Raw genomic sequence first — 18,590 nt, forward strand, 5'->3', positions numbered from 1 at the left:
GGCACTACCTCCTCAAGTACTTTTGCAGCTCGAAGTTGAGCTCCTGCTGCAGGATCTGCAGCAAGCGCTCATCCGCCTTGCGCACCCAGCTTTCGAAATGGGGTCGTGCCTGCTCCAAGGACACCTTGGCCTTGGCCAGTGGAAACCGACTGCCATTTTCAGTGACCCACCCCGAACTCGGCTCGCGTCCTGAGGACACCGTACTGTCGGGATAGTCGTCCGCGTCGAAATGCTTGCTCGCCGTGCGGATCCAGATATCGGGCTTGCTGCCGTAGACCTGTTTGAGGAACGCGCCCTGGTAGCGCCGCCCAGCCACCGACACACCGCTGCCAGTTTGCCGCGCTCGGCCGATCCGACTGGACTCGATGGCGTTCAAGCCAAACCACAACTTGCCGCTCATAGCCCCGCCGTTGACCGGATAGCTGCGCAGCCGTTGACGCACCGCCGCGACGGCGATGCGTTCCTGTCGACTCACCGCCCGGGCAATGTGCGTGCGCAACCAGCCCAGCGTCTTGTTGATCGCTCGACGATGCGCAGCCGCGGCCGCCTTGGGCACCACCTTGGCAAAGTCCTGGAAAGCTTGCAGATCCGCCGACGAAGACTGGATGGTGACCATCCCACCGCCGGCCGAGGACTTGTAATAGCTACCAACGCTCATGCACGCATCCTCAGGATCAAAGCGACCAAACCGTCACCGCTGGGCTCCAGCTGCAGCAAGTCATAGTCACCACCGCCGTCCAGGGCCGGTAGGTCGATACTGACCAACAAGCCCTGCTCCAGGCCGTGGGAGTCGCTGACCCGGATCTCAAAGCGAGGCTCGCGTAACCCGGTGTTGAGCTTGCCGAACTTCGGCTGCAGCCAAGGTGCCGCGAACATGCCGAGGACAGGCTCATCCCGGCCTTCGATCCGTGCGGTGTCGCCCAAGGTTTCGAACACCACCGCGTCGACCTCGGCAATCAGGTCGCGAAAGGCCATGGTCAGAGTTCCAGAAGGATCTGCGCCCGGGGCCGAGTGCACAGGTGCAACGGGTTCGACTGCGCTTCACCGGCTACGCCTTTGTTGAACGGCAGCGGCTCAAGCATGCTGTAGTACGGAATGCCCTGGGTGTTGACCGTTTCCATATAGTCGGCCGGCGCAAACACCGAGATGTACAGATCCGGCACACCTTCGGGGATCAGCAACGCCTTGTCGTCGTGAACGAACGAGACACCGGCCACCTTGCCACGGTAGCGTTCCCAGATAATGCCACCGAACTCGAAACTTTCACGGGCGTCACCACGCAACGCCGCAGCTTGCTGACTGTTCAGGTAGGTCTCCTTGACCGAGTCGTGAACGATCAGTTTGTTCCAGAAGTTCTTGCCGCAGAAGGCACGGGAACTGGTGCTGGTGACGCTACCCAGCGCGTCCTCCTGCATGTCCAACGCTTCACCGCACTTAACCCGCAGCTCAGTGTTCTGATCCGCCAAGCCCATGGGCAAAGTTTGACGCTGCACACCGAAGCGATCGTAAAGGTTCAACAACGGGGTGTGACCATCCGCATCGAGAATCAAACCGTTGAGCGCGCCCATGCGCTGGAATTCATGCGTGGCATCCAACTGACGGCGCGCTTTGGCCAGGCGGGCATTGACCACGTCCTGCACGGCCTGCAGCTCGGTGCGAGTACCGAAGGCACGAATGCCCTGGATCTCGTCAGCCTTGATGGTGAAGCGCTCCGGCAGGTGCACAGTGTTGAACGGGATCAGGTTGCGCTTGCTGGCCGCGACTACCAGGCCAGAACCACCGCGCTCACCGGCCGGCACCAGCGCCAGGGTGTCGCCGTCCTTTTCGATCTGCACGGTCAGGGTGGTGATGCCTTCCTCGCGGAACAGGCCCAGGGCACTGATGCGGCCCGGCAGGTAGGGTTGGTCATTGAGTGCGGCGGTCAGCGCGGTAACAGTGAACGCTTCGTCGTCAAAAATGGCGATCTCGGCCATGGGTACTCTCCAGAAATGAAAAACCCCGCACAAAGCGGGGTGCATGAAGTTGGCTGATCGACTTAGCGAACGATCAGAAAATGAGTGGCCAGCGCCTTTTCAGCGTCCAGATCCAACCCGGTCAAATGGGCTTCGCTGACTTCGGCCAAGCGCACCACCGCACGCCCCCGGCGCACCACATCCGACTCACCCAGCGGACCGAAGAGGATGGCGACGGCCGTCTCGCTGCCGTCTTCTGCGTCCGGATCGTACGGTGCGAACTCACCGGTGGCCGTCACCAGACCGAGGATCTGGCCTGGCTCCAGCGCAGGACCGGCGGCGACGTTTATCGCTTCACGTGAGATGTTCCCGGCCCCTTCGGACAGCAGAAACTCACCGGCGTGGATCGGTTCTTTTTTGATGGTCATGCTCTTGCTCCTTTCGCGCCATGCGCAGTTCCAGATTGAGCGGCTTGTCGAGCGGCCCAGATCGAAGTGGGATCAGGTTGTTTGGCCTGCACCTGCGGTGCGGGGTCATTGTTCAGCGGCAAGCTGTTGTCAATTTCGAAGCCCTTGCCGCTGCTGACGATCTTGTCGAACAGCCGCGCTCGGACCGCCGCAACATCCAGCCCCGCCGCGACATACTCGACGCTGAACTCCGGTAAGCGCGCAGCCACACAAAGGTCGTTCACGGCCTTGGCCCGCATCAGGCCAGCCTGGACGATCTCTTCGCTTTCGAGCCGGGTGGAGCTGAGTAGCGGCTCGATCAGGTTGCTGATACCCGACTCGGCGCAGCGCTGCGTGATCATCAGCGCCAGCTTGGCCGAGTCGACCACAGGCGGTACCAAGGGCGGATCGTCGGGCTCTAACTCGGGATCCGGCTCGGGTGGCTCGTCGAGCTGAGCCAATAGTTCGGCCGGCGCGTGCTGGTAACGCTGCAATACAGCACCCTGGCCGAGGCAAGCCTTTACCGTGACACCGTCACCAACTTCATCCGCCAGCCCCAGAGCCACCGCTTCACTGGCAGTCAACCAAGTTTCAGCGGCGACCAAGCGCCGCAACTCGTCCTCATCGATGTCCGGAGCCTTGGCCTTGTAGGCCGCAATGATCGCTTCCATCGTCTGATCGAGGACGTCGGCCACCTTGCGGAAGTCGTCGGCATCACCAGCCGCGTAGGTCCATGGGTTGTGGATCATCAGCATGGCGTTGGACGCGATCACGACTCGGTGTGCGCCGCATACCGCCACACTGGCGGCACTGGCCGCCAACGCGTCGATGCGGCCGGTACAGCGTTCGCCCAAACGCGACAACGCGTTGTGCATCGCCAGCCCGTCGAACAGGTCACCACCAATGCTGTTGAACGCAGCGATCACCGGTGACACACCATCGTCCATGGCGCGCAAGTCCTGCACGAACTGGTTGGCAGTGATACCCCAGCCGCCGATCTCGCCATAGACAAACACTTCGATCACCCGCTCGGCAGCCTCGCCACTGGTCTGCAGCGCGTACCAGGTCTTGTCCTGCACCGGCACGCGCTTGCCCGCCCGGTTATAAACGCGTGGCCGCGCCTTCTTGCTCATGGTTGCTCCTTGTCGTCGACGGGGACGAACGCTTCAAGAGTGGTGTAATTGAGGCCAAGGGTTGTGGCCCGGGCCAGATCGGCGGCGTTTTCCGCGTCGACCGTTTCTGCGTCGTAGCCGGTACGCAGGACCATTTCACTGCGCGAGGCGAAGCCAGCCTGCACTTCCATCCGCCGTGCCTGCACGTCCTGCACCGGCTGGATGTAGGCCCAGCCTTGCGGCACCCAACGGGTGCGCAGGTACTCACGGCGTCGCTGGGCGTAATCATCCAGCCTGAGGACACCCGACAGCACTGCCATGTCCATCCACGCCGCCCGGACTGGGCGACAGAGCTGGTGCACGTACACGCTGAACTGCAGCTGTTCCAAACGACGCCGAAACTCGTTGAGTACCACCCGCAGCGCCCGGTCGTTGACCTCGCGCATGTCGCCGGTGAGGATTTCGTAGGGCGTCCCGGTCCCTGCCGCAGCCGCCATCAGCTGCTGCCGCATGAAGTCGGGATAGTTGTTGCCGGCGTCCGGCGGCTTGGAAAACTCAACCTCCTCACCCGGCCCCAGTTCCTGCATGGTGCCGGGCTCCAGTGCGACCATCGGCGTGAAGCCGTCACGATCCAGGCTCAGCGGCTGGCCGGTGACCGGGTCTCTCGGCACCGGGCCGGAGTCCGGGGCTGGCCGGCTGATAAAGCCGGCAAACAGATTGGCCACTTCCTGCCGGAACAGCACCGCGTCGTCGTAGTTGTCGAGGCTGCGCAGGCGCTTCAACACCGGCGACAAGCGTGGCACGCCGCGCAACTGACCCGGTTCGACCGGTTCGAAGATGTGCAACACTTGCGCGGCCGGTACCCGCACCAGCTGGTTGTAACCCGCATTCAGCGACGAGGCATCGCGCGGATGCGCCAGGTACATCCAGTACGCCACGCGCTTGCCGCCGGGGGTGAATTCGATGCCGGCCCGGATGAAGTTGCCATCGCGGGTGGTCTCGAACTTGTCGTGCGGGACGAACTCTGGGGCCAGAATCTGCAGCTGCAACGGCACCGCGAGACCTTCGTCCTGGCCGCGCGGACGCAACCGCACAAAACATTCGCCCGAGGTTTCCACGGTGCGGGCCACCAGCGCCTGCTGGCCGTTAAAGTCGGTGCGCTCGTCGGCATCCGACTCATCGACCCAGTCGTCCCAAAGCTCTTGCAATAATTTGCGCAAGGCTTCGTTGTCGGTTTTCGGCCTCGGTGTGATGCCTGTACCGATCAGGTTGCTGACACGCTTGTCGATCACGTTGTAGGCATACGGGTCATTGCGAACCGCTGCCCGCGACCGCGAGCGCAGATTGCGCAGCGCCGGCGTGTTGATGCTGTTGATTCCGTTGTCCGGCGCATCCCAACCAGTGGATCGGCGGCCCTCTCCGGCGCCTTCGTAACTAGCCTTGATGTTCGACGGCAACACGAATCCGTTACGGGTGAGCGTCGGATAGCGGGCCATTAGAGTCCTTTGCCTCCGTGGCAAAGCCGAACGACGCGAGAGCGCGGCCCGGCCGAGTTCACCAGCGAGGTGCGGATTTCGTCGCGTGCTTTGAGCAGCTCGTCGACAGAGCGGTATTCCACGGTGCGGTCGGTGTAACGCACGATTTTTTCACCGCGCGCGATAGCCGCCTCAACCGCGTCGAGGTGCTTTTGAGTAAATGACATAGAGGCTGCTCTGGAGGAATGCTGGTGATGTGATATAAAAACTGTCAGATGAAATTTTGGTTTCTAGACTGAATTTCTTGTCTGAAACTGCCGCCAGCCAAGACGTGAGTTAGTGCGTCGGCTAATTCTTCAGGTGGGATTTCTGGGAGTCGTATCTGCCAATAGGTTCGGGCGCGTACCCAATCCATTCGCCCTGTTAATTGATCGCCGACCATTCGACGCAATTCCTGTTGGAGCTCGGCGGCGGCTTTAATTTTTTGCGCCTTTTGCGCTTTTTGTTCGGAGTTTTCAGACATGGCTGTCTCCAATATCGATGTGTTTAATGAATTCACGGGAAAGATTCTCGGCGACTTGTATCTTCAGTTTCCAAAGCCGAAGTGCCTCATGGCTGATGCGTACGTCGAATCTCCCATGAAATGGAATGAACACGCACAAATGGAGGTACCGTCCGAGGAGACTGAGTTTTTCATGGCTACTGCCCAGTGGCTCGCAAATGCCGGATACCTATCGGGAAACGTATGGCCCGGTTCGCATGTGTCAGATGCAGTACTAACGGCTAAAGGGTTAGAGGTGCTCAATGCCATTCCCGAAAGCTTGAGCGGCGGTCCATCAATTGGTGAGCGTCTCGCGGATGCAGCCAAGGAAGGTGGGAAGGAAACCATGCGGGGACTGGTATCCGAAGCGCTCGGCCTTGGCGCTAGGCTCATCAGCCCGCTTGTAGGTTTGTCGTCTTAATTCACCTTCGTTTTAGGTAACCACTACTTGAACTGCGGCGTTGAGGTGGCAGTGCTGCAGGTCGTGATTGCACGACGGGAGCAGCGGGTTGCGGGACTGGTTGTGGCACGACAGCGGCTGTAGCCTGCTCGGTATTGCTGAGAGGCTCGACTTGCACGGGCTTGATACCCAACGCTTCGTCGAACAGACCGGACTGCGCCAGGGACTGACGCACCCGCTCCCAGTCGTGTTCCTTGTAGCGGTTGAGGCCCAGGTAATGCGCCATGGCCAGGCAATACACCATCAGGTCAAGCGCTTCGTTACGCTCGGCCTTACCCTTGACCCACTCGATACGCTTGTGGCCCCGGATGTAGCGCGCCACCTTGCGCTCCGCGACACACTGATCGAAGAAGTCGTCGGGCAGGTCATTGGCAAAGTGCAGCGCCCCCGGACCGGCTTCGAATGGGTAGCGGTTGTAGATCCAGTCCTTTGCCGTATCCGTACCGACGAACCACAGCTCGGCGCCGTTGCGTTCGGTCTGACCTTTCCAGGTCACGTCGACCATGGATGGGCGCTGAGCGATCACCGGCTTGCCGGGTTTGCTCGCACCCTTGATGGCGAACACGTTGCGCCAGCGGCGAATGCGGCAGAACTGGTACACCTCATCGGTGTGGTGACCACCAGAGTCGACCGCCACGGCAAGAATGCCGAGACCGACACCGCACGGATGGCGGTATTTGGCCTTAAGCAGTTCGTCCAATGCGGCCCAGGTGCGCTCATCGGCGGGGTCGCCCGAGACGATCTGGTAATCGATGACCCAGCGCTCCATTCCGACGCCCCAGCCCATGGCCATGAACTCTAGGCGATTGGCCTGAACGTCGACGGCACCGGTGATCATCAACACTGCAGCCGGCATCGAACCGAGTCCGAAGAGCTCCAACCGTGCCCGTTTGCGTAAGGTATCGGCCTTGGTTTGCTCCTGCGCGCTGTCCCACACTTTGGCCAGACGGGTGTTGTAAAACACCTGCATCGGCTCAAGGTCACCTTTAGCCTGGGCCTTTTTTGCCTTCTCGAATTGTTTGGCCAGCGACTTCCAGTCCATCCAACCGAGGGGCGAATACAGCGCGTTGAGGTGAAAGCCCACCGTCTCGCCATCGCCTTCGGCATGGGCCCGCCACTCGCCGCTGGCAAGCATTTCGCCCTTGTGGAACTCCTCAATCAGCACGTCGCAGTCAGGGCCCGCGCACTGATAGTGCACGACGCTGTAATCCTTCGAGTAATGCAGACGCTCCCATTCCAGGGTTTGCATGTGGCCGCAGCTCGGACATGGCACGTAGTAGTGACGCTGGTCACTGCCGTCGAACAGGTCGGAAATTCGCGAGGCGCCCTTGATCGTGGGCGAGCTGGAAAAGTAGAACTTGGCGTTGCGACCGAAGGTACTGCCCCGGGTTTCCGCCAGCTCGATGGGATCGCCTTCCTCGCCGATGTCCACCTCCCAGCGGTCGATCTCGTCGCCGTACACGTAGCGCGCCGACAGCTCCGAGAGGTTGGCCGCCGAGCCCGCAGTGGTGACGTACAACGTCCCACCCTCGAACTCCTTGGTGTCCATGGTGTTGCGCGAGTCCCGCGAGCGGCTGGTCGCCACCCGCTCGCGCAATACCGGTGTCGCTTTGATCGTTTTACCAATACGCGACGACACCCGCTTGGCCAGGCCTAGACTGGGCAGCAACGCCAGGATGTTCGACGGCGCCATGTGCATCAGGCCACCGATCCAGTTCAGACCGATCTGGGTTTTCATCAGCTGCGACGCGACCATGGTGATCACGCGCTTGCAGGGGTGAGCCGGTGACAGGCAACGCATGGGCTCGCGAGCGTACGGTGTACGCGAGGTACGGTACTGGCCGGGCTCAGCGGCACCGGTGTCGCGCGGAATGCGCATGTACTCATCGGCCCACTGATCGATCCAGACGTCCGGGTCGGGCCGCAGCCCACGGAAATACGCCTCTCGGTACACCTCTGCACCGTCAGGAATCTCTGTGGGCATGGGCTTAACTCGTGGTCAGTTCGTGTTCTAAGTCCGCTGAAGACATGCGCTCGGCGTCTTCCAGCGAGCGACGGATCGCCGCCGTGAGGTGTTTTTCGATTTCCCAAGGGTCCGTCATGGACGCCAACTCAGGAGCCAATTGCGGCGGCATGCCCAGCAGTTGATCGCGCAGCATGCGTCCGGCGTTGTAAGCACCGGTCTGAACCGCCGACATGGCGACCAGCGAGCCCTTGGCCTTGTGCAATTCGATCTCGGCGAGCTGGGCCAGGTTGTGTTCGCGCAGTGCACGCGCTTTCTGGAAGTCGGGCAACTGCCCGATAGGGGCAATCACTGGCGGCGGCGCAGCCATCGAAGTCGGTTCGACCTGGCTGGACAGCTGGCTGTACACGTCACGCTGCAGCCGATCCTGATGATGTCGATCAGCAACGGCGGCTTTGCTCGGGTCAGCGGTGTCGCGAATCAATGCTTCACTGGCCGTGACATCCACCTGCTTACCATCAGCAGTCAGCACCAGTCGGTTGTTGTTTTTCAACCAGGTGATGTAGCTGGGTGCCCTGCCGATCCGAGCCGCGAAGGCGCTCTTTGACAGGTACATTGGTTCTGTCATAAGCCCTCCTTTTCAACGGCTTTTCAATGCAAACCTTTCAATTTCAATGGATTGAATTTCAGTAAGCTGGCAACCCTGCCGCTAACACTTTCCCGCGGGTTTCCGACCCCGTACCCTCCGGATAACCCCGGGGTCCCCGGCGATTTTCGGCGGCCCGGCAAGAAGCATCACCCCTTTTCACCGCCTGCGGGTGGCACTTCGCAGACCCCCAGCCGCTTCGCCGCCCAGCGCTCGTACAACCCAATGGCGACATCGGCGCCGGCCATCGCGGTCAGACAACCCAAGCTACCCGCCGCCCAAATCGACATGCCTGCCGCGATCATCAACATCATCGCCGACACCCCGCAGGCAATGCAGGCACCGGACCGCAACGCCAGGCGTCGCAACAACACCCAGCCCCGAGCCCCATCCTTATCCGCCCGCCACATCTCGCCCGATACACCGCCGACCAAGGCCAGGACGATCACTAACCAGATTGGCATCTCTGCAAGCGCTTGCTGCTCGTTCGTCATCGCCCTACTCCATAAACGCAAAAACCCGGCGCAATGGCCGGGTTTGGTGTGTGGTGCTTGCCGCTCTCTGCGGTCGCACCTATCGAAGATGGGTACTTTTTACAGGTGGATTCCGATGGCAGCAAGCGAGTTTTAATGCCATGGATCAATATGGGTGCAACGTGGGTATGACGCAGGTACAACGGAGGGACAACACAGTCAATCGGCTATCGCTTCTGGTGCCCGGTCCTACTTGTCCCACCATCGTAAGTCGAAGTAGGACAGCTACAGCCCCCTAAATTCGGGGCTCTGCCCTACTGTCCTACCTATTTAACTTTTCCTTGTGTGTAGAGAGAAAACTAAAAGCACGCGTGCGCGCCATGGGCGCGACTATGTGCCCGCTATGCTTACGTGTGCATGGCGCGGGCAAAGGTTGGACAGTAGGACAGCCCAGCAATGGCGCGGCCTGCGCTTGTCCGACCACCTTAAATGGCAGTCGGACAAGGCCGGACAGTAGGACAAAGGCATGCGAAGTGACGCCAGGGGTCATGCAGCCTTCCCCATCAACAAACCTGCGATATGCAGGTGCGCCTCATGCAGACGCTGATAATAGGTATCGCGGCTGCAACCGCAGTGGGTGTACTTCTGTGACAGAAAGCTTTCATGGTTGCAGTAGTGCTCCCACACCACCACCGACAGCTGCGCCGGCAGATGTTTGTTGACGATCAGCTCAATATCCGCCGATTCGTCCAGCAGCACCCGACTACCCCGAGTGCCACGTATCAGCTCGCCCTTGCACTCCATCAACATGGCAATCATGTTGCCTCCACTCGCCCCTCCATAGGTTTCAGGAGTCGGTGAATGCAGGTCCTGCGCCCAGAGCTTGAGCATTTCATCGATTCGCTTAATCAAAGCAAGGCTCCTCTACCACCGCCTGCTGCAATGCAGAAGCTCGCCCCCACGTTGCGGGCTTCTGATAGGCCCACTGACGGACACCGCTTTTTGCCAACGCCGGCATACGCTTCTTGCGCCAGCCCAGCCGGTGCATGATCGCGCCGACTCGCATCTGTTCAGGCTTACCCCAATGCCCGAAATCGAGCTTGAGAGCCTGGGTCAGAATCTCATTGCCGGTAGCGGTCTCGCCGATCTGCGATTCCTCCAACCAGGTCAGGATTGGCCCTTCCCACTCGTCCACCACAAAGCGCTCGTCCTGTGCCTCGGCGAACATCCACGACTCGTCCTTCGTCACCCACCAGATATCACCGGCCTCGAAACAGAACACCGCCTCGGCCCACAACTGGTCGCGGATCTCACGCAGCTTTTCCAGATCGACCTTGTTACAGAACACCGGCCAGTAACGTCGGTTACCCGTGGCGTCCTTGAGGTATTCCTCTTGGTTGGTGGTGCCCACGAACACACACTGGCGTGGCACGTCGTTCGTTCTACGGCCGTAGCTCTCGCGATAGGTGTCAGTGGAGGCCGAAAAGAACTGCTTGGCCTTGGTGCTCTCGGCCTTGTTGAAACTGTCCAGTTCCCCCAACTCAACAATCCACTTGCCGCGAATAGCCTGAAAACTGTCCTTGTCGCCAAGGGCAAACGGCGTGTCCATGAACCAATCGCCGCCGAGAATGCCCATGGCCGTGGACTTACCTTCACCCTGCCCACCTTCAAGAATCATCACCGAGTCGGCCTTGCAGCCAGGGCGCATCACCCTGGCCACCGCAGAGATCGGCCAACGCTTGCCGACCTTGGCCGAGTACTCACTGGCCTGGACGCCCAGCACATCGGTCAGCCAGCTTTCCAGCCGGGGCACGCGGTCCCACTCCAGCTTCTCCAGGTACTCGCGCACCGGGTGAAAAGAATGGTCGTGGGCAACCACGCTGACCGCCTCGATCACATGGGACGCTTTCACTCGCAAGTTGTACTGCTGGGCGAGCCATTTCATCACCCGCATGTCATCAATGTCGGCCCAATCCCCCGCCCCGCTGCCAAAGGGGGCGGACCGCAGCTTGACAATCTTGGAGCTGAACACGCTGTAACCGATCACGCCGGCCCAGCGCTCGTCATTGCCCAAGATCAGTTCGACATTCTGCATGTGCGCAATCAGGGAGCCGTTTTCCGTACGGGCCAACTGATCTTTCCAACCACCAGCTGCAGGAGGCTTGACCACCGCCAACACCTGGCGGCGGACAGCCTCCAAGCCTTCGGCAATATGCAGGTCGTTGAAGTCAGTCCACTTGATCTCACGCTCGCCAGAGAAGACGGGGCCAACCACCTGGCCACCGACGATTAACGCCGCGTTGTTGGCCTTTTCTTCACCTGGGTTCCAAGGCTCGCCATTGGGGCGTTTGGTTTTCCAGTCATCGTCCCGGCAGAGGATCAATGGGCAACCGGGGAAACGCTCGCGCATGGCCTTGGAGACCGGGAGTAAGTTGCCCGCATCGAATGCGATAGCGACTGTCAGTGACGTCGCCATATGCAGGCTAGCCCCCGTGGCGTAGCCCTCACATACAAGCACCGGCTCCCCCGGTTCAGGGTGCGGGCCAATCAGATGGAAGGCGCCTTCCTTCGACATGCCGGCGGGCCAGTAGACCTTGTCGCGCCCAGTGTCTTCTTGCTTTGCCGGGAAGATTACCTGCAGGCCAACGATCTGATCCCGCACGTTGCACATAGGCACTAAAAATGCGCCGGTACGGGGCGCATAGCGAACCTTGAAGCCGACGATCTGCTTTCGATCCAAATAGGCGCTCTTGCCCTTCTCAGGCATGCGCTTGAACAGGCCTGCTGCACGGTTAGCTGCTCGACGTGCAGCGTTGGCTGCAATCTCAGCAGCCCTGCGTTTTGCCTCCTCCTGGCGAGCACGCATAACTTCGCGCTCTTCGGGGCTCATACGCCCGGCCTTGACCTTGATTTTCTGGGTATCGCCGGAGCGCCAGTCACCGAAACTGCCGAAGATCAGCGTTTCGTCTTTCTCGGTCCGGTGCTCGTGGATTACATACCAGCCATTCTTTTCCTTACCCTTGTCCTGGGCAGTCTTGCATCGAGTGAGCTTGCCAAAGATCAGCGGCTGCTCAGGCTCAAGGCCATAGTCTGCGAATTGCCCCAACACCTCATCGAGCATGGCGAGCCTCCCGTGCTTCGTTGATGGATTGGCAATTCACACACTGCGAGCAACCCGGTAGAACCAACCGACGAGCCTCCGGAATCGGCTCATCGCAACCCTCACAAAACAGAAACGAATGCGCCGCCAAGGCTGGCCTGGCAGCATTACGCGCAGCTAGCGCCTGATCGAGGCGTTCCTGCACCAGATCGTTAGCGAAATCAGCAATATCAGCCACGGTCAGCACCCCGCGTTGTCTGGTTGACATACGCAGCGCGGTTGAACATTCCGAGCAGCCCCTGTATCCCGCGAAACACCTGCAGGCGAATTGCGGCAAGTTCCTCGTCGGACACCACCCCATCTCCGATGCTCTTAGCCCAGGTATCAGCCAAATCCGCCACCTGCCGAAAGTACTCAGCAATACCGGTGGTCAACGTTTCGGGCATGTCATTGGTGTACGCCTCAGCCAGTTCCTGCCAGGTCGTGTCACCGACCAATGCATGCACCGCATCCAGAATACGGCGATCCTTGGTCAGCTCCAGGATCTCGCCGAACTCCTGAATGTTCACCGTATGGCTCGGGTGCGTGGGGGAGAGTTTGTGCTGCAGTGTGGTGGCGTTTCTGCCAGTGGTGGCGGCGATTGCAGCGGCACCGCCGGGATAGTCCCGAGCAGCATGGTAAAGCGCGAGATCAAGCGGCAGAACTTCCCGCTGCGCCCGCTGAATAGAACTCAGAGCGATTCGGCTCATGGCATTAATCCTTATAAGTTGCCAGTGCCGCGCGACATGCAGTGGTGATACATTTGCCGCGTGGCTTGAAGAGGCCCAAACGCCGGCTAGATCTTAGAGATCGACACCGGTACCGTGCCGGGGCGAGCAATCCGTTGCTCACCCCTGGCGCAAAGCTGCCCAATCTGTGGTGGAAAAGGCAGCAACACCAAGGCCTCCATACCTTGGAAAAGCGCGATAAAGGGAGGTGGTTAGCATGTGGTGTGCCCGCCTATCTTTATCGCGACCCGACAGCGCTGTGGTGGTGCGAGCCGGGAGGAACTGGGCGGCCTTTTGGTCGCCTTTTTTCTAAGCAGCTTTTGATGTTTCAATCTCTGGAGGAAAAACATCATCTAGTGAGCAAGTGGCCCCCAACTGATTCAGGGCGGAGGTGATTGCCCTGCACTCACTAAGCCCCGGCATCCTGTGACCAGACTCGTAATTACTTAGCCTGGTCTGGGTCCAACCAAGCAGTTCACCCAGATCCCTTTGCTTTATCTGTGCCTCCTTTCTGAGGCAGGCAATTCGATTCATGAATTTGGCTCCTTTTGATAGGCGCACTCTAAACACGTATCGTGATTATTTCAACACGATAAGTGAGAAAAAAACATTTCATTACGTGATAAAAATTCCGAATGGAAACTTTAGGCTCCCGCATCAAGCGGCTCAGAAAACAAAAAGGCTTCAGCCAGAAAAATTTGGCTGAACAGTGCGGCTGGTCATCACAGTCGCGAATAGGTAACTACGAGAGTGATCTCAGAGAGCCAAATCTTGCAGATCTGACACTGCTTGCGCCTGCCTTAGGCGTTTCGGTCGCAGAGCTGATCAGTGGCACTGACTCCCAACAGATTTTTTCAGCATTAGCCAATCAAACCCATCACCCCTCGACCCTGCCACCATTGAAAACAGGAAGCGTTGTTAGGCCAATTGGCCCTACGAAGGAAGGAGTGGTGCCCGTGGTAGGCACAGCAAAGCTAGGGATGGATGGATTCTTTGGGGCGCTGGACTTCCCAGTTGGTCATGGAGATGGGTATCTCCACATCTATAGTGATGACCCCAATGCTTACGGCCTTAGAGTCATTGGCGATAGCATGCATCCACGAATAAAAAGCGGCGAATACGTTCTCATTGAACCCAATAAAGTGTTCGTCACCGGAGATGAGGTCATGGTGCAGACTCAAGATGGCCGCTCAATGATCAAAGAGTTCATTTACCTGCGAGACGGGGTATATCGATTCGACAGCGTTAACCAGGACCATAGCCCGCTCCATCTCGATCAAAATTTGGTAACCAAGGTCCATCTGGTAGGCGGAATACTGAAATCATCACGGTTTGCGCACGACAAACCAGAGTAATCACATTTCGTGTTGACACGATAAACACAATACGTGATATTTGCCTCACTCTTCCACCACAGAGCGAGGCAATATCATGCACACCACAGCCACCCTGCACGTTCATCCGGCGTGCACCAGCAATCGGAAACTGATCGAGCAGCTGCAATCCACCACCGGCTGCCTGATCGTCATCCACAACAACAAACCTAAACTTGTCGCGAAAAGCTACGAGCCAGCCCCCTTCGATCCGAATGGCGGAGGGCACGCAGCATGAACACGTTCAAAATCGACAACCGCACCCTGCAACTGCTGAACGCCCAGGTCAACCTAACCGAGACCTTCAGCCACGTCCTGCGTTCGACACCTAAGCGCGAAGCACTGACGTTCCGCCTCAAGGTGGAGCGCAATCCATCTGATACTTACTTCACGGTCGAACTCGGCAGCGAACGCCACTCGCTGACCTTGAAGAACGAGAAAAGGATGCATCTGAAACTCGCCGATTTCATTGAAGAAATTGCAAATGGTCCGGTAGATCCCAGCAATACGGCTGAGCGCCTGACGCCTCCTCATGCAAGCCGCCAATACGCACAGTTTGATGTCGAGCACCGGCAGCAGATTTTCGAGCTTGTGCGTACCGGCGGCGCGTTGAGTCTAGACATGGGTTTCGATCTCCCCATCCACGTCGCCATCCATCGCACCCAAACACGCCCAGGCGTCACCACCATCATGAGCATCGGCGTAAAACGTCCGCGCACAAAGTGCTTCACCGTGTGCGGTAGCGATGCCGAGATCTATGAGCAAGTAACCGAATCCATCAACCACTTGGCTGCCGTGGCGACTCCTGCCGCGCATGCAGCCTAGGAGGCCGAGATGGAACGTAGCCTGGAAAAAGCCGCCAAGTACTTCGGCCTAACCCGACCCAAACTGATCGCGCTCATGCGTGAGAAAGGCCTTCTCAACGACCGCAACCTGCCGGCATTCCCGGTTCGCGACCGCGAGTACCTGCGGATCAAGGACGGTACCTGGTACCACGAAATCGCTGGCATGCAATACAGCCAGTCGACCAAGGTCCGGCAAGCCGGCATGCGCTGGCTGGCCGAGCAGCTAGGGCTCGAACTGCCCGCTATTCCGGTCGACAACCGTGACGTGGCCTAGGGAATACGCCCGCCAGATTATCGCCATGCGCACACGCGAGGAGCGCAACGCCGCGCTCCTCGAAGTGCCTGAACATCTGCGGGAGCTAACCAAGCGCCACTGCCTGAATGCCTGGAATCACCCATCACGACTCAAACGCAAGGAGGCCGAGCTAGCCCATGAATAATGCCAACCAAACACCGCTGCGACTACTTCCCGCACCGGACAGCTCCACCGTCGAGATGCTGCACCAAATCTTTGGCGATGTGCTTATCCCCCTTGAAGAGCTGCGCGAGCGTTACTTCAGAAACCTCAACGAGAAGACGTTTTCGGAGGCCATCAACAGCGGGCGGATTCAACTCCCGGTGACGACCATCGACGAAAGCGTGAAAGCTTTGAGGTATGCCCATATCAAACACGTTGCCGCGTTGATCGACATCCGCGCCTACCAGGCAGACGAAGACATGCCGCGACCAACAACCAGCAAACCGGAAGCATGACATGTCACCTCTCAATCAATGTAGGCACTGCCGAACGTCACTATCAGCGGAGAAAACAGCTGACCGCCTTTGCGGTGAGTGCTGCTTCCTTGCGGTCGACTACCGGCGTTACGACGCCTTACTCGATGAAGGTTACATGCAGTTTCAGGCCAAGCTGATGTGCGGGCTGGCCGACCCACCCGATCCTGAAGACGAATAGACAACCACCAACGGCTGCCACCACCAGCCAAGCGAAACAACTAGGAGCACACCACATGACCGCAATTCAGATATGCGCACTGATCGCTTTCACCTTGCTTGTCGGCCTCACCTATTGGGCCGGCTATCGCGGCGGCCTCATCGACGGCCGCGTCGAGGGAATTGAAGAAGGCAAAGACATTCAGCAATCGGACACCTCGGAAGCGATCCGCAATCTGAAGCTGTTGCTTGACCAAGCTCGCGATCACCGCAAGCAACTGTACGCCCGGTACGAGCTCGCGCTGGCCGCCTCGAAACTGGGAGAACCCGAACGCCAAACCCTGCTGGATATTGCGGAAAAATTGCGAATCGCGGCCGAAACCTTCAGCGCATTCCGCACCGGCAAAAAGCTCCACCGCGAGTCACTAGCCCTTCGCGAACAAGCCCTGGCAATGGCGGCCTTGCTAGAACCCGCAGCAATGGAGGATGCAGCATGAGCCGTCCCACACCAATGCTGCGCCTGACCCCACAAGCAGCCGGCGCCCTGCAACAACAGCTCACCAAAGCGACCACCGAGTTGCAGGAAATGACGCGTTTTCGCAAAGAGTTTGATCGCCAGCTGGCTGCACTGATCGGCTACGAAGCCCTGCGCAAACTGAATAAAAACACCAAGAACGCCTTGTTACTGGCGGACCTGGTCAAGGAGGCTGCATGAGCCAGATTCTTACCGCTACCGGCAAGCGCTTTGACCTGTACGAACCAGACGCCGACCTGATCGACCCACGTGACATAGCTCATTCGCTGGCGCACTTGTGCCGTTTCAACGGTCACACTCGTGAGTTCTACAGCGTGGCGCAACATGCCTGCATGGTCGCAGATCTGGTACCCGAACAGGACAAGCTGACGGCCCTCTTCCACGATGCGGCCGAGGCCTACATCGGCGATATGGTGCAACCGCTGAAGCAATGGATGCATGCGTACCAGGACGTTGAGCAATGGATTTGGGAGCGCATCTGCACCCGCTTCAACCTCGAACTAGAACTACCAGCGTCTGTCCGCCACGCCGACCTCGTCGCCTTGGCAACGGAACGCCGCGACCTGATGCCTGCCGATCCGGCCATCTGGGATTGCCTGACTGGCATCGAACCCATGGCAGAAACCATCCGCCCATGGTCCGCCACCGAAGCCCGGCTCACGTTTCACCAGCGCCTGATGGACCAACTCGCTATCGAACATCGGAGGAAAGCGGTATGACAATGGACCAGAACACCACCCAAACATCGACCGCTTTGCTCCGCAACACCACAGGTGTCGACACGACTGAAACAAACAGTCCCTGCTGCGCAGTAGCAGGCATTATTGCCTCTCTCAGCGCCACTGCCGAGGCACTTATACCCCACGAAAAGCTGCGCGAGGCAGCCACACCTGGTGCAACGCTAATCGCTCAGGCTCGCTCGCCCGCGCAGCCTGTCGTGGGGTATAAACCACTTTTGCATGGCCAGGACGCTCTGGAGCAGGAAGTCGTCAAGGCCGCTCAAATTGATGAACGCGTCGAGTTCGAGAAAGAATTTCCAGTACTTGAGGGGCTGCAGTATTGCAAACAGCGTGGGACGTACATTACGTCCCCTGGTGCGAGCACGTCTGCCAAATTTTCGCGTGAGCATTACGCGTACAGAGCAGGTTATTCCGCGTGGATGCGTCGAGCTTGGAAGCACGCTGCTCTGGTCGAGCCGCAGCCTACAGGCCGAGAGTGCGCTAATAATCCGTTGTTTCTATGCACTGATGGCGTGTGCGCAGAGGAGGCTCCCAAACCAGCTAAGGCCGGCGAGTCCTTTATGCTCAGCAACGCTTCAATATCAGTACAGTCAGTGGCCGACGCCTTAAATGTGGCTCAGTGGGAGGAGGAGCAATGAACACCTTATTTTTACTGATGGCCCAATACAATGCTCAAGCCGTAATACCGTTAACCCGTGTTTGCGAGGATTATATGCATCTGACTGTCGAAAAGTTCAAACTGAAATGTTTATCAGGAGAAATTGATCTACCGATTGTTCGATTAGGAGCTGACAGTCAAAAAGCAGCTTTAGGCGTATATCTAAAAGACCTTGCAGACTACATTGACAAGCAGAGAGAAAAAGCCGCCAAAGAACAAAACAAATTCATGGGCAGAGCCGCATAACAAAAGGCCGACTTGAAAAATAAGTCGGCCTTTTTTGACTATCTCAACACTAAGAGTCAGCCGCTTCGGTCACTGGGCGGCCGGCGCTGGCGGACTTTGAGCGACTCCAGGCTTCATTTCCACCCCCTCATTGAACACCTCAGCTTTTGGCGCAATTACTTCGGGAGGCCTAGGCTGAGCCGCAACGGCCGGCTTGGCTGCTGCAGGTTTTTTGACTGCCGGTTTGGCTGCAACAGGTTTGGCCGCTGCGGGTTTGGCCGCAGCCTTGGCTGCAACAGGTTTGGCCGCTGCGGGCTTGGCCGCAGCCTTGGCTGCAACAGGTTTGGCC

General features: G+C 58.8%; 27 protein-coding genes and 1 pseudogene. 11 read left to right on the forward strand and 17 right to left on the reverse strand.

What is annotated here, in order from left to right:
* Positions 1–4 precede the first annotated feature (4 nt).
* From AC3WTM_RS13670 to AC3WTM_RS13705, 8 genes are all read right to left on the reverse strand, one after another.
* On the reverse strand, positions 5–658 hold the full coding sequence (locus tag AC3WTM_RS13670) for a hypothetical protein (RefSeq protein ID WP_102668858.1): 654 nt from the start codon (positions 656–658) through the stop codon (positions 5–7).
* The gene (locus AC3WTM_RS13675; RefSeq protein WP_102668859.1) at positions 655–975 is read right to left on the reverse strand and encodes a head-tail joining protein; all 321 of its coding nucleotides are present in this window, start codon (positions 973–975) and stop codon (positions 655–657) included. The genes AC3WTM_RS13670 and AC3WTM_RS13675 overlap by 4 nt, the downstream gene beginning before the upstream one ends.
* Before the next feature lie 2 nt (positions 976–977).
* Positions 978–1,973: a major capsid protein gene (locus tag AC3WTM_RS13680; protein ID WP_102668860.1), complete on the reverse strand. Its 996-nt coding sequence runs from the start codon at positions 1,971–1,973 to the stop codon at positions 978–980.
* Between the two features lie 62 nt (positions 1,974–2,035).
* Entirely contained in the window at positions 2,036–2,380 is a 345-nt protein-coding gene (locus AC3WTM_RS13685) for a head decoration protein (protein WP_102668861.1), read from the reverse strand.
* The gene (locus tag AC3WTM_RS13690; RefSeq protein WP_102668862.1) at positions 2,377–3,531 is read right to left on the reverse strand and encodes a head maturation protease, ClpP-related; all 1,155 of its coding nucleotides are present in this window, start codon (positions 3,529–3,531) and stop codon (positions 2,377–2,379) included. The genes AC3WTM_RS13685 and AC3WTM_RS13690 overlap by 4 nt, the downstream gene beginning before the upstream one ends.
* A complete protein-coding gene (locus tag AC3WTM_RS13695) occupies positions 3,528–5,006 on the reverse strand; it encodes a phage portal protein (protein WP_102668863.1) in 1,479 nt (492 codons plus the stop codon). Before AC3WTM_RS13695 ends, AC3WTM_RS13690 begins: the two co-directional genes overlap by 4 nt.
* Complete coding sequence (locus AC3WTM_RS13700; RefSeq protein ID WP_102668864.1) at positions 5,006–5,212, reverse strand: phage head-tail joining protein; 207 nt, start codon at positions 5,210–5,212, stop codon at positions 5,006–5,008. The genes AC3WTM_RS13695 and AC3WTM_RS13700 overlap by 1 nt, the downstream gene beginning before the upstream one ends.
* Before the next feature lie 44 nt (positions 5,213–5,256).
* A complete protein-coding gene (locus tag AC3WTM_RS13705; protein ID WP_102668865.1) occupies positions 5,257–5,508 on the reverse strand; it encodes a hypothetical protein in 252 nt (83 codons plus the stop codon).
* Between AC3WTM_RS13705 and AC3WTM_RS13710 the strand changes: the two genes are divergently transcribed.
* On the forward strand, positions 5,507–5,947 hold the full coding sequence (locus tag AC3WTM_RS13710; protein WP_102668866.1) for a hypothetical protein: 441 nt from the start codon (positions 5,507–5,509) through the stop codon (positions 5,945–5,947). The two genes, AC3WTM_RS13705 and AC3WTM_RS13710, sit on opposite strands and share 2 nt — an antisense overlap.
* Position 5,948: 1 nt before the next feature.
* On the opposite strand, the gene AC3WTM_RS13715 is transcribed toward AC3WTM_RS13710, so the two are convergent.
* The 8 genes from AC3WTM_RS13715 to AC3WTM_RS13750 all read right to left on the reverse strand — a co-directional run bounded on the left by AC3WTM_RS13715 (position 5,949) and on the right by AC3WTM_RS13750 (position 13,469).
* Entirely contained in the window at positions 5,949–7,970 is a 2,022-nt protein-coding gene (locus AC3WTM_RS13715) for a phage terminase large subunit family protein (protein WP_102668867.1), read from the reverse strand.
* A 4-nt stretch (positions 7,971–7,974) separates the two neighbouring features.
* Positions 7,975–8,577 carry a terminase small subunit gene (locus tag AC3WTM_RS13720; protein ID WP_102668868.1) on the reverse strand — a complete coding sequence of 201 codons (603 nt, stop codon included), beginning with the start codon at positions 8,575–8,577 and terminating at the stop codon, positions 7,975–7,977.
* A 167-nt stretch (positions 8,578–8,744) separates the two neighbouring features.
* Positions 8,745–9,089, reverse strand: coding sequence for a phage holin family protein (locus AC3WTM_RS13725; RefSeq protein ID WP_102668869.1), 345 nt, complete (start codon positions 9,087–9,089; stop codon positions 8,745–8,747).
* Positions 9,090–9,614: 525 nt separating this feature from the next.
* Positions 9,615–9,980, reverse strand: coding sequence for a PA0613 family protein (locus tag AC3WTM_RS13730; RefSeq protein ID WP_102668870.1), 366 nt, complete (start codon positions 9,978–9,980; stop codon positions 9,615–9,617).
* Complete coding sequence (locus AC3WTM_RS13735) at positions 9,973–12,189, reverse strand: VapE domain-containing protein (RefSeq protein WP_102668871.1); 2,217 nt, start codon at positions 12,187–12,189, stop codon at positions 9,973–9,975. The genes AC3WTM_RS13730 and AC3WTM_RS13735 overlap by 8 nt, the downstream gene beginning before the upstream one ends.
* Complete coding sequence (locus AC3WTM_RS13740) at positions 12,179–12,406, reverse strand: TraR/DksA family transcriptional regulator (protein ID WP_102668995.1); 228 nt, start codon at positions 12,404–12,406, stop codon at positions 12,179–12,181. Before AC3WTM_RS13740 ends, AC3WTM_RS13735 begins: the two co-directional genes overlap by 11 nt.
* Positions 12,399–12,917, reverse strand: a complete 519-nt coding sequence (locus tag AC3WTM_RS13745; RefSeq protein WP_173677888.1) for a phage regulatory CII family protein — start codon at positions 12,915–12,917, stop codon at positions 12,399–12,401. The genes AC3WTM_RS13740 and AC3WTM_RS13745 overlap by 8 nt, the downstream gene beginning before the upstream one ends.
* A 327-nt stretch (positions 12,918–13,244) precedes the next feature.
* Positions 13,245–13,469: a helix-turn-helix transcriptional regulator gene (locus AC3WTM_RS13750; RefSeq protein WP_102668873.1), complete on the reverse strand. Its 225-nt coding sequence runs from the start codon at positions 13,467–13,469 to the stop codon at positions 13,245–13,247.
* Positions 13,470–13,570: 101 nt separating this feature from the next.
* Between AC3WTM_RS13750 and AC3WTM_RS13755 the strand changes: the two genes are divergently transcribed.
* The 10 genes from AC3WTM_RS13755 (at position 13,571) to AC3WTM_RS13800 (ending at position 18,262) form a co-directional block, all read left to right on the forward strand.
* Positions 13,571–14,290 (forward strand): XRE family transcriptional regulator, encoded by a 720-nt coding sequence (locus AC3WTM_RS13755; protein ID WP_102668874.1) that lies wholly within the window; start codon positions 13,571–13,573, stop codon positions 14,288–14,290.
* 76 nt (positions 14,291–14,366) lie between these two features.
* Complete coding sequence (locus tag AC3WTM_RS13760; RefSeq protein WP_102668875.1) at positions 14,367–14,546, forward strand: hypothetical protein; 180 nt, start codon at positions 14,367–14,369, stop codon at positions 14,544–14,546.
* On the forward strand, positions 14,543–15,133 hold the full coding sequence (locus AC3WTM_RS13765; RefSeq protein ID WP_102668876.1) for a hypothetical protein: 591 nt from the start codon (positions 14,543–14,545) through the stop codon (positions 15,131–15,133). The genes AC3WTM_RS13760 and AC3WTM_RS13765 overlap by 4 nt, the downstream gene beginning before the upstream one ends.
* A gap of 9 nt (positions 15,134–15,142) precedes the next feature.
* The gene (locus AC3WTM_RS13770) at positions 15,143–15,427 is read left to right on the forward strand and encodes a phage antirepressor KilAC domain-containing protein (RefSeq protein WP_102668877.1); all 285 of its coding nucleotides are present in this window, start codon (positions 15,143–15,145) and stop codon (positions 15,425–15,427) included.
* 158 nt (positions 15,428–15,585) lie between these two features.
* The gene (locus AC3WTM_RS13775; protein ID WP_102668878.1) at positions 15,586–15,906 is read left to right on the forward strand and encodes a pyocin activator PrtN family protein; all 321 of its coding nucleotides are present in this window, start codon (positions 15,586–15,588) and stop codon (positions 15,904–15,906) included.
* 254 nt (positions 15,907–16,160) lie between these two features.
* A complete protein-coding gene (locus AC3WTM_RS13780) occupies positions 16,161–16,580 on the forward strand; it encodes a hypothetical protein (RefSeq protein WP_102668880.1) in 420 nt (139 codons plus the stop codon).
* Positions 16,577–16,798 (forward strand): hypothetical protein, encoded by a 222-nt coding sequence (locus AC3WTM_RS13785; RefSeq protein ID WP_102668881.1) that lies wholly within the window; start codon positions 16,577–16,579, stop codon positions 16,796–16,798. Before AC3WTM_RS13780 ends, AC3WTM_RS13785 begins: the two co-directional genes overlap by 4 nt.
* Positions 16,795–17,337, forward strand: a complete 543-nt coding sequence (locus AC3WTM_RS13790) for a phosphohydrolase (protein ID WP_102668882.1) — start codon at positions 16,795–16,797, stop codon at positions 17,335–17,337. The genes AC3WTM_RS13785 and AC3WTM_RS13790 overlap by 4 nt, the downstream gene beginning before the upstream one ends.
* Positions 17,334–17,996: a hypothetical protein gene (locus tag AC3WTM_RS13795; protein ID WP_256585982.1), complete on the forward strand. Its 663-nt coding sequence runs from the start codon at positions 17,334–17,336 to the stop codon at positions 17,994–17,996. The genes AC3WTM_RS13790 and AC3WTM_RS13795 overlap by 4 nt, the downstream gene beginning before the upstream one ends.
* Positions 17,993–18,262 carry a pyocin activator PrtN family protein gene (locus AC3WTM_RS13800; RefSeq protein WP_102668883.1) on the forward strand — a complete coding sequence of 90 codons (270 nt, stop codon included), beginning with the start codon at positions 17,993–17,995 and terminating at the stop codon, positions 18,260–18,262. Before AC3WTM_RS13795 ends, AC3WTM_RS13800 begins: the two co-directional genes overlap by 4 nt.
* 69 nt (positions 18,263–18,331) lie before the next feature.
* On the opposite strand, the pseudogene AC3WTM_RS13805 reads toward AC3WTM_RS13800, so the two are convergent.
* Positions 18,332–18,590 (reverse strand): annotated as a pseudogene (locus tag AC3WTM_RS13805) (phasin family protein); the annotation flags it as partial.

Source organism: Pseudomonas sp. EU05-FHT14B02 (assembly GCF_058791055.1).

What these genes read in the sequence shown, in the direction of transcription:
- AC3WTM_RS13670 (WP_102668858.1), bottom strand. Translation starts at nt 658, where the DNA reads ATGAGCGTTGGTAGCTATTACAAGTCCTCGGCCGGCGGTGGGATGGTC.
- AC3WTM_RS13675 (WP_102668859.1), bottom strand. Translation starts at nt 975, where the DNA reads ATGGCCTTTCGCGACCTGATTGCCGAGGTCGACGCGGTGGTGTTCGAA.
- AC3WTM_RS13680 (WP_102668860.1), bottom strand. Translation starts at nt 1,973, where the DNA reads ATGGCCGAGATCGCCATTTTTGACGACGAAGCGTTCACTGTTACCGCG.
- AC3WTM_RS13685 (WP_102668861.1), bottom strand. Translation starts at nt 2,380, where the DNA reads ATGACCATCAAAAAAGAACCGATCCACGCCGGTGAGTTTCTGCTGTCC.
- AC3WTM_RS13690 (WP_102668862.1), bottom strand. Translation starts at nt 3,531, where the DNA reads ATGAGCAAGAAGGCGCGGCCACGCGTTTATAACCGGGCGGGCAAGCGC.
- AC3WTM_RS13695 (WP_102668863.1), bottom strand. Translation starts at nt 5,006, where the DNA reads ATGGCCCGCTATCCGACGCTCACCCGTAACGGATTCGTGTTGCCGTCG.
- AC3WTM_RS13700 (WP_102668864.1), bottom strand. Translation starts at nt 5,212, where the DNA reads ATGTCATTTACTCAAAAGCACCTCGACGCGGTTGAGGCGGCTATCGCG.
- AC3WTM_RS13710 (WP_102668866.1), top strand. Translation starts at nt 5,507, where the DNA reads ATGGCTGTCTCCAATATCGATGTGTTTAATGAATTCACGGGAAAGATT.
- AC3WTM_RS13705 (WP_102668865.1), bottom strand. Translation starts at nt 5,508, where the DNA reads ATGTCTGAAAACTCCGAACAAAAAGCGCAAAAGGCGCAAAAAATTAAA.
- AC3WTM_RS13715 (WP_102668867.1), bottom strand. Translation starts at nt 7,970, where the DNA reads ATGCCCACAGAGATTCCTGACGGTGCAGAGGTGTACCGAGAGGCGTAT.
- AC3WTM_RS13720 (WP_102668868.1), bottom strand. Translation starts at nt 8,577, where the DNA reads ATGACAGAACCAATGTACCTGTCAAAGAGCGCCTTCGCGGCTCGGATC.
- AC3WTM_RS13725 (WP_102668869.1), bottom strand. Translation starts at nt 9,089, where the DNA reads ATGACGAACGAGCAGCAAGCGCTTGCAGAGATGCCAATCTGGTTAGTG.
- AC3WTM_RS13735 (WP_102668871.1), bottom strand. Translation starts at nt 12,189, where the DNA reads ATGCTCGATGAGGTGTTGGGGCAATTCGCAGACTATGGCCTTGAGCCT.
- AC3WTM_RS13745 (WP_173677888.1), bottom strand. Translation starts at nt 12,917, where the DNA reads ATGAGCCGAATCGCTCTGAGTTCTATTCAGCGGGCGCAGCGGGAAGTT.
- AC3WTM_RS13750 (WP_102668873.1), bottom strand. Translation starts at nt 13,469, where the DNA reads ATGAATCGAATTGCCTGCCTCAGAAAGGAGGCACAGATAAAGCAAAGG.
- AC3WTM_RS13755 (WP_102668874.1), top strand. Translation starts at nt 13,571, where the DNA reads ATGGAAACTTTAGGCTCCCGCATCAAGCGGCTCAGAAAACAAAAAGGC.
- AC3WTM_RS13760 (WP_102668875.1), top strand. Translation starts at nt 14,367, where the DNA reads ATGCACACCACAGCCACCCTGCACGTTCATCCGGCGTGCACCAGCAAT.
- AC3WTM_RS13765 (WP_102668876.1), top strand. Translation starts at nt 14,543, where the DNA reads ATGAACACGTTCAAAATCGACAACCGCACCCTGCAACTGCTGAACGCC.
- AC3WTM_RS13770 (WP_102668877.1), top strand. Translation starts at nt 15,143, where the DNA reads ATGGAACGTAGCCTGGAAAAAGCCGCCAAGTACTTCGGCCTAACCCGA.
- AC3WTM_RS13775 (WP_102668878.1), top strand. Translation starts at nt 15,586, where the DNA reads ATGAATAATGCCAACCAAACACCGCTGCGACTACTTCCCGCACCGGAC.
- AC3WTM_RS13780 (WP_102668880.1), top strand. Translation starts at nt 16,161, where the DNA reads ATGACCGCAATTCAGATATGCGCACTGATCGCTTTCACCTTGCTTGTC.
- AC3WTM_RS13785 (WP_102668881.1), top strand. Translation starts at nt 16,577, where the DNA reads ATGAGCCGTCCCACACCAATGCTGCGCCTGACCCCACAAGCAGCCGGC.
- AC3WTM_RS13790 (WP_102668882.1), top strand. Translation starts at nt 16,795, where the DNA reads ATGAGCCAGATTCTTACCGCTACCGGCAAGCGCTTTGACCTGTACGAA.
- AC3WTM_RS13795 (WP_256585982.1), top strand. Translation starts at nt 17,334, where the DNA reads ATGACAATGGACCAGAACACCACCCAAACATCGACCGCTTTGCTCCGC.
- AC3WTM_RS13800 (WP_102668883.1), top strand. Translation starts at nt 17,993, where the DNA reads ATGAACACCTTATTTTTACTGATGGCCCAATACAATGCTCAAGCCGTA.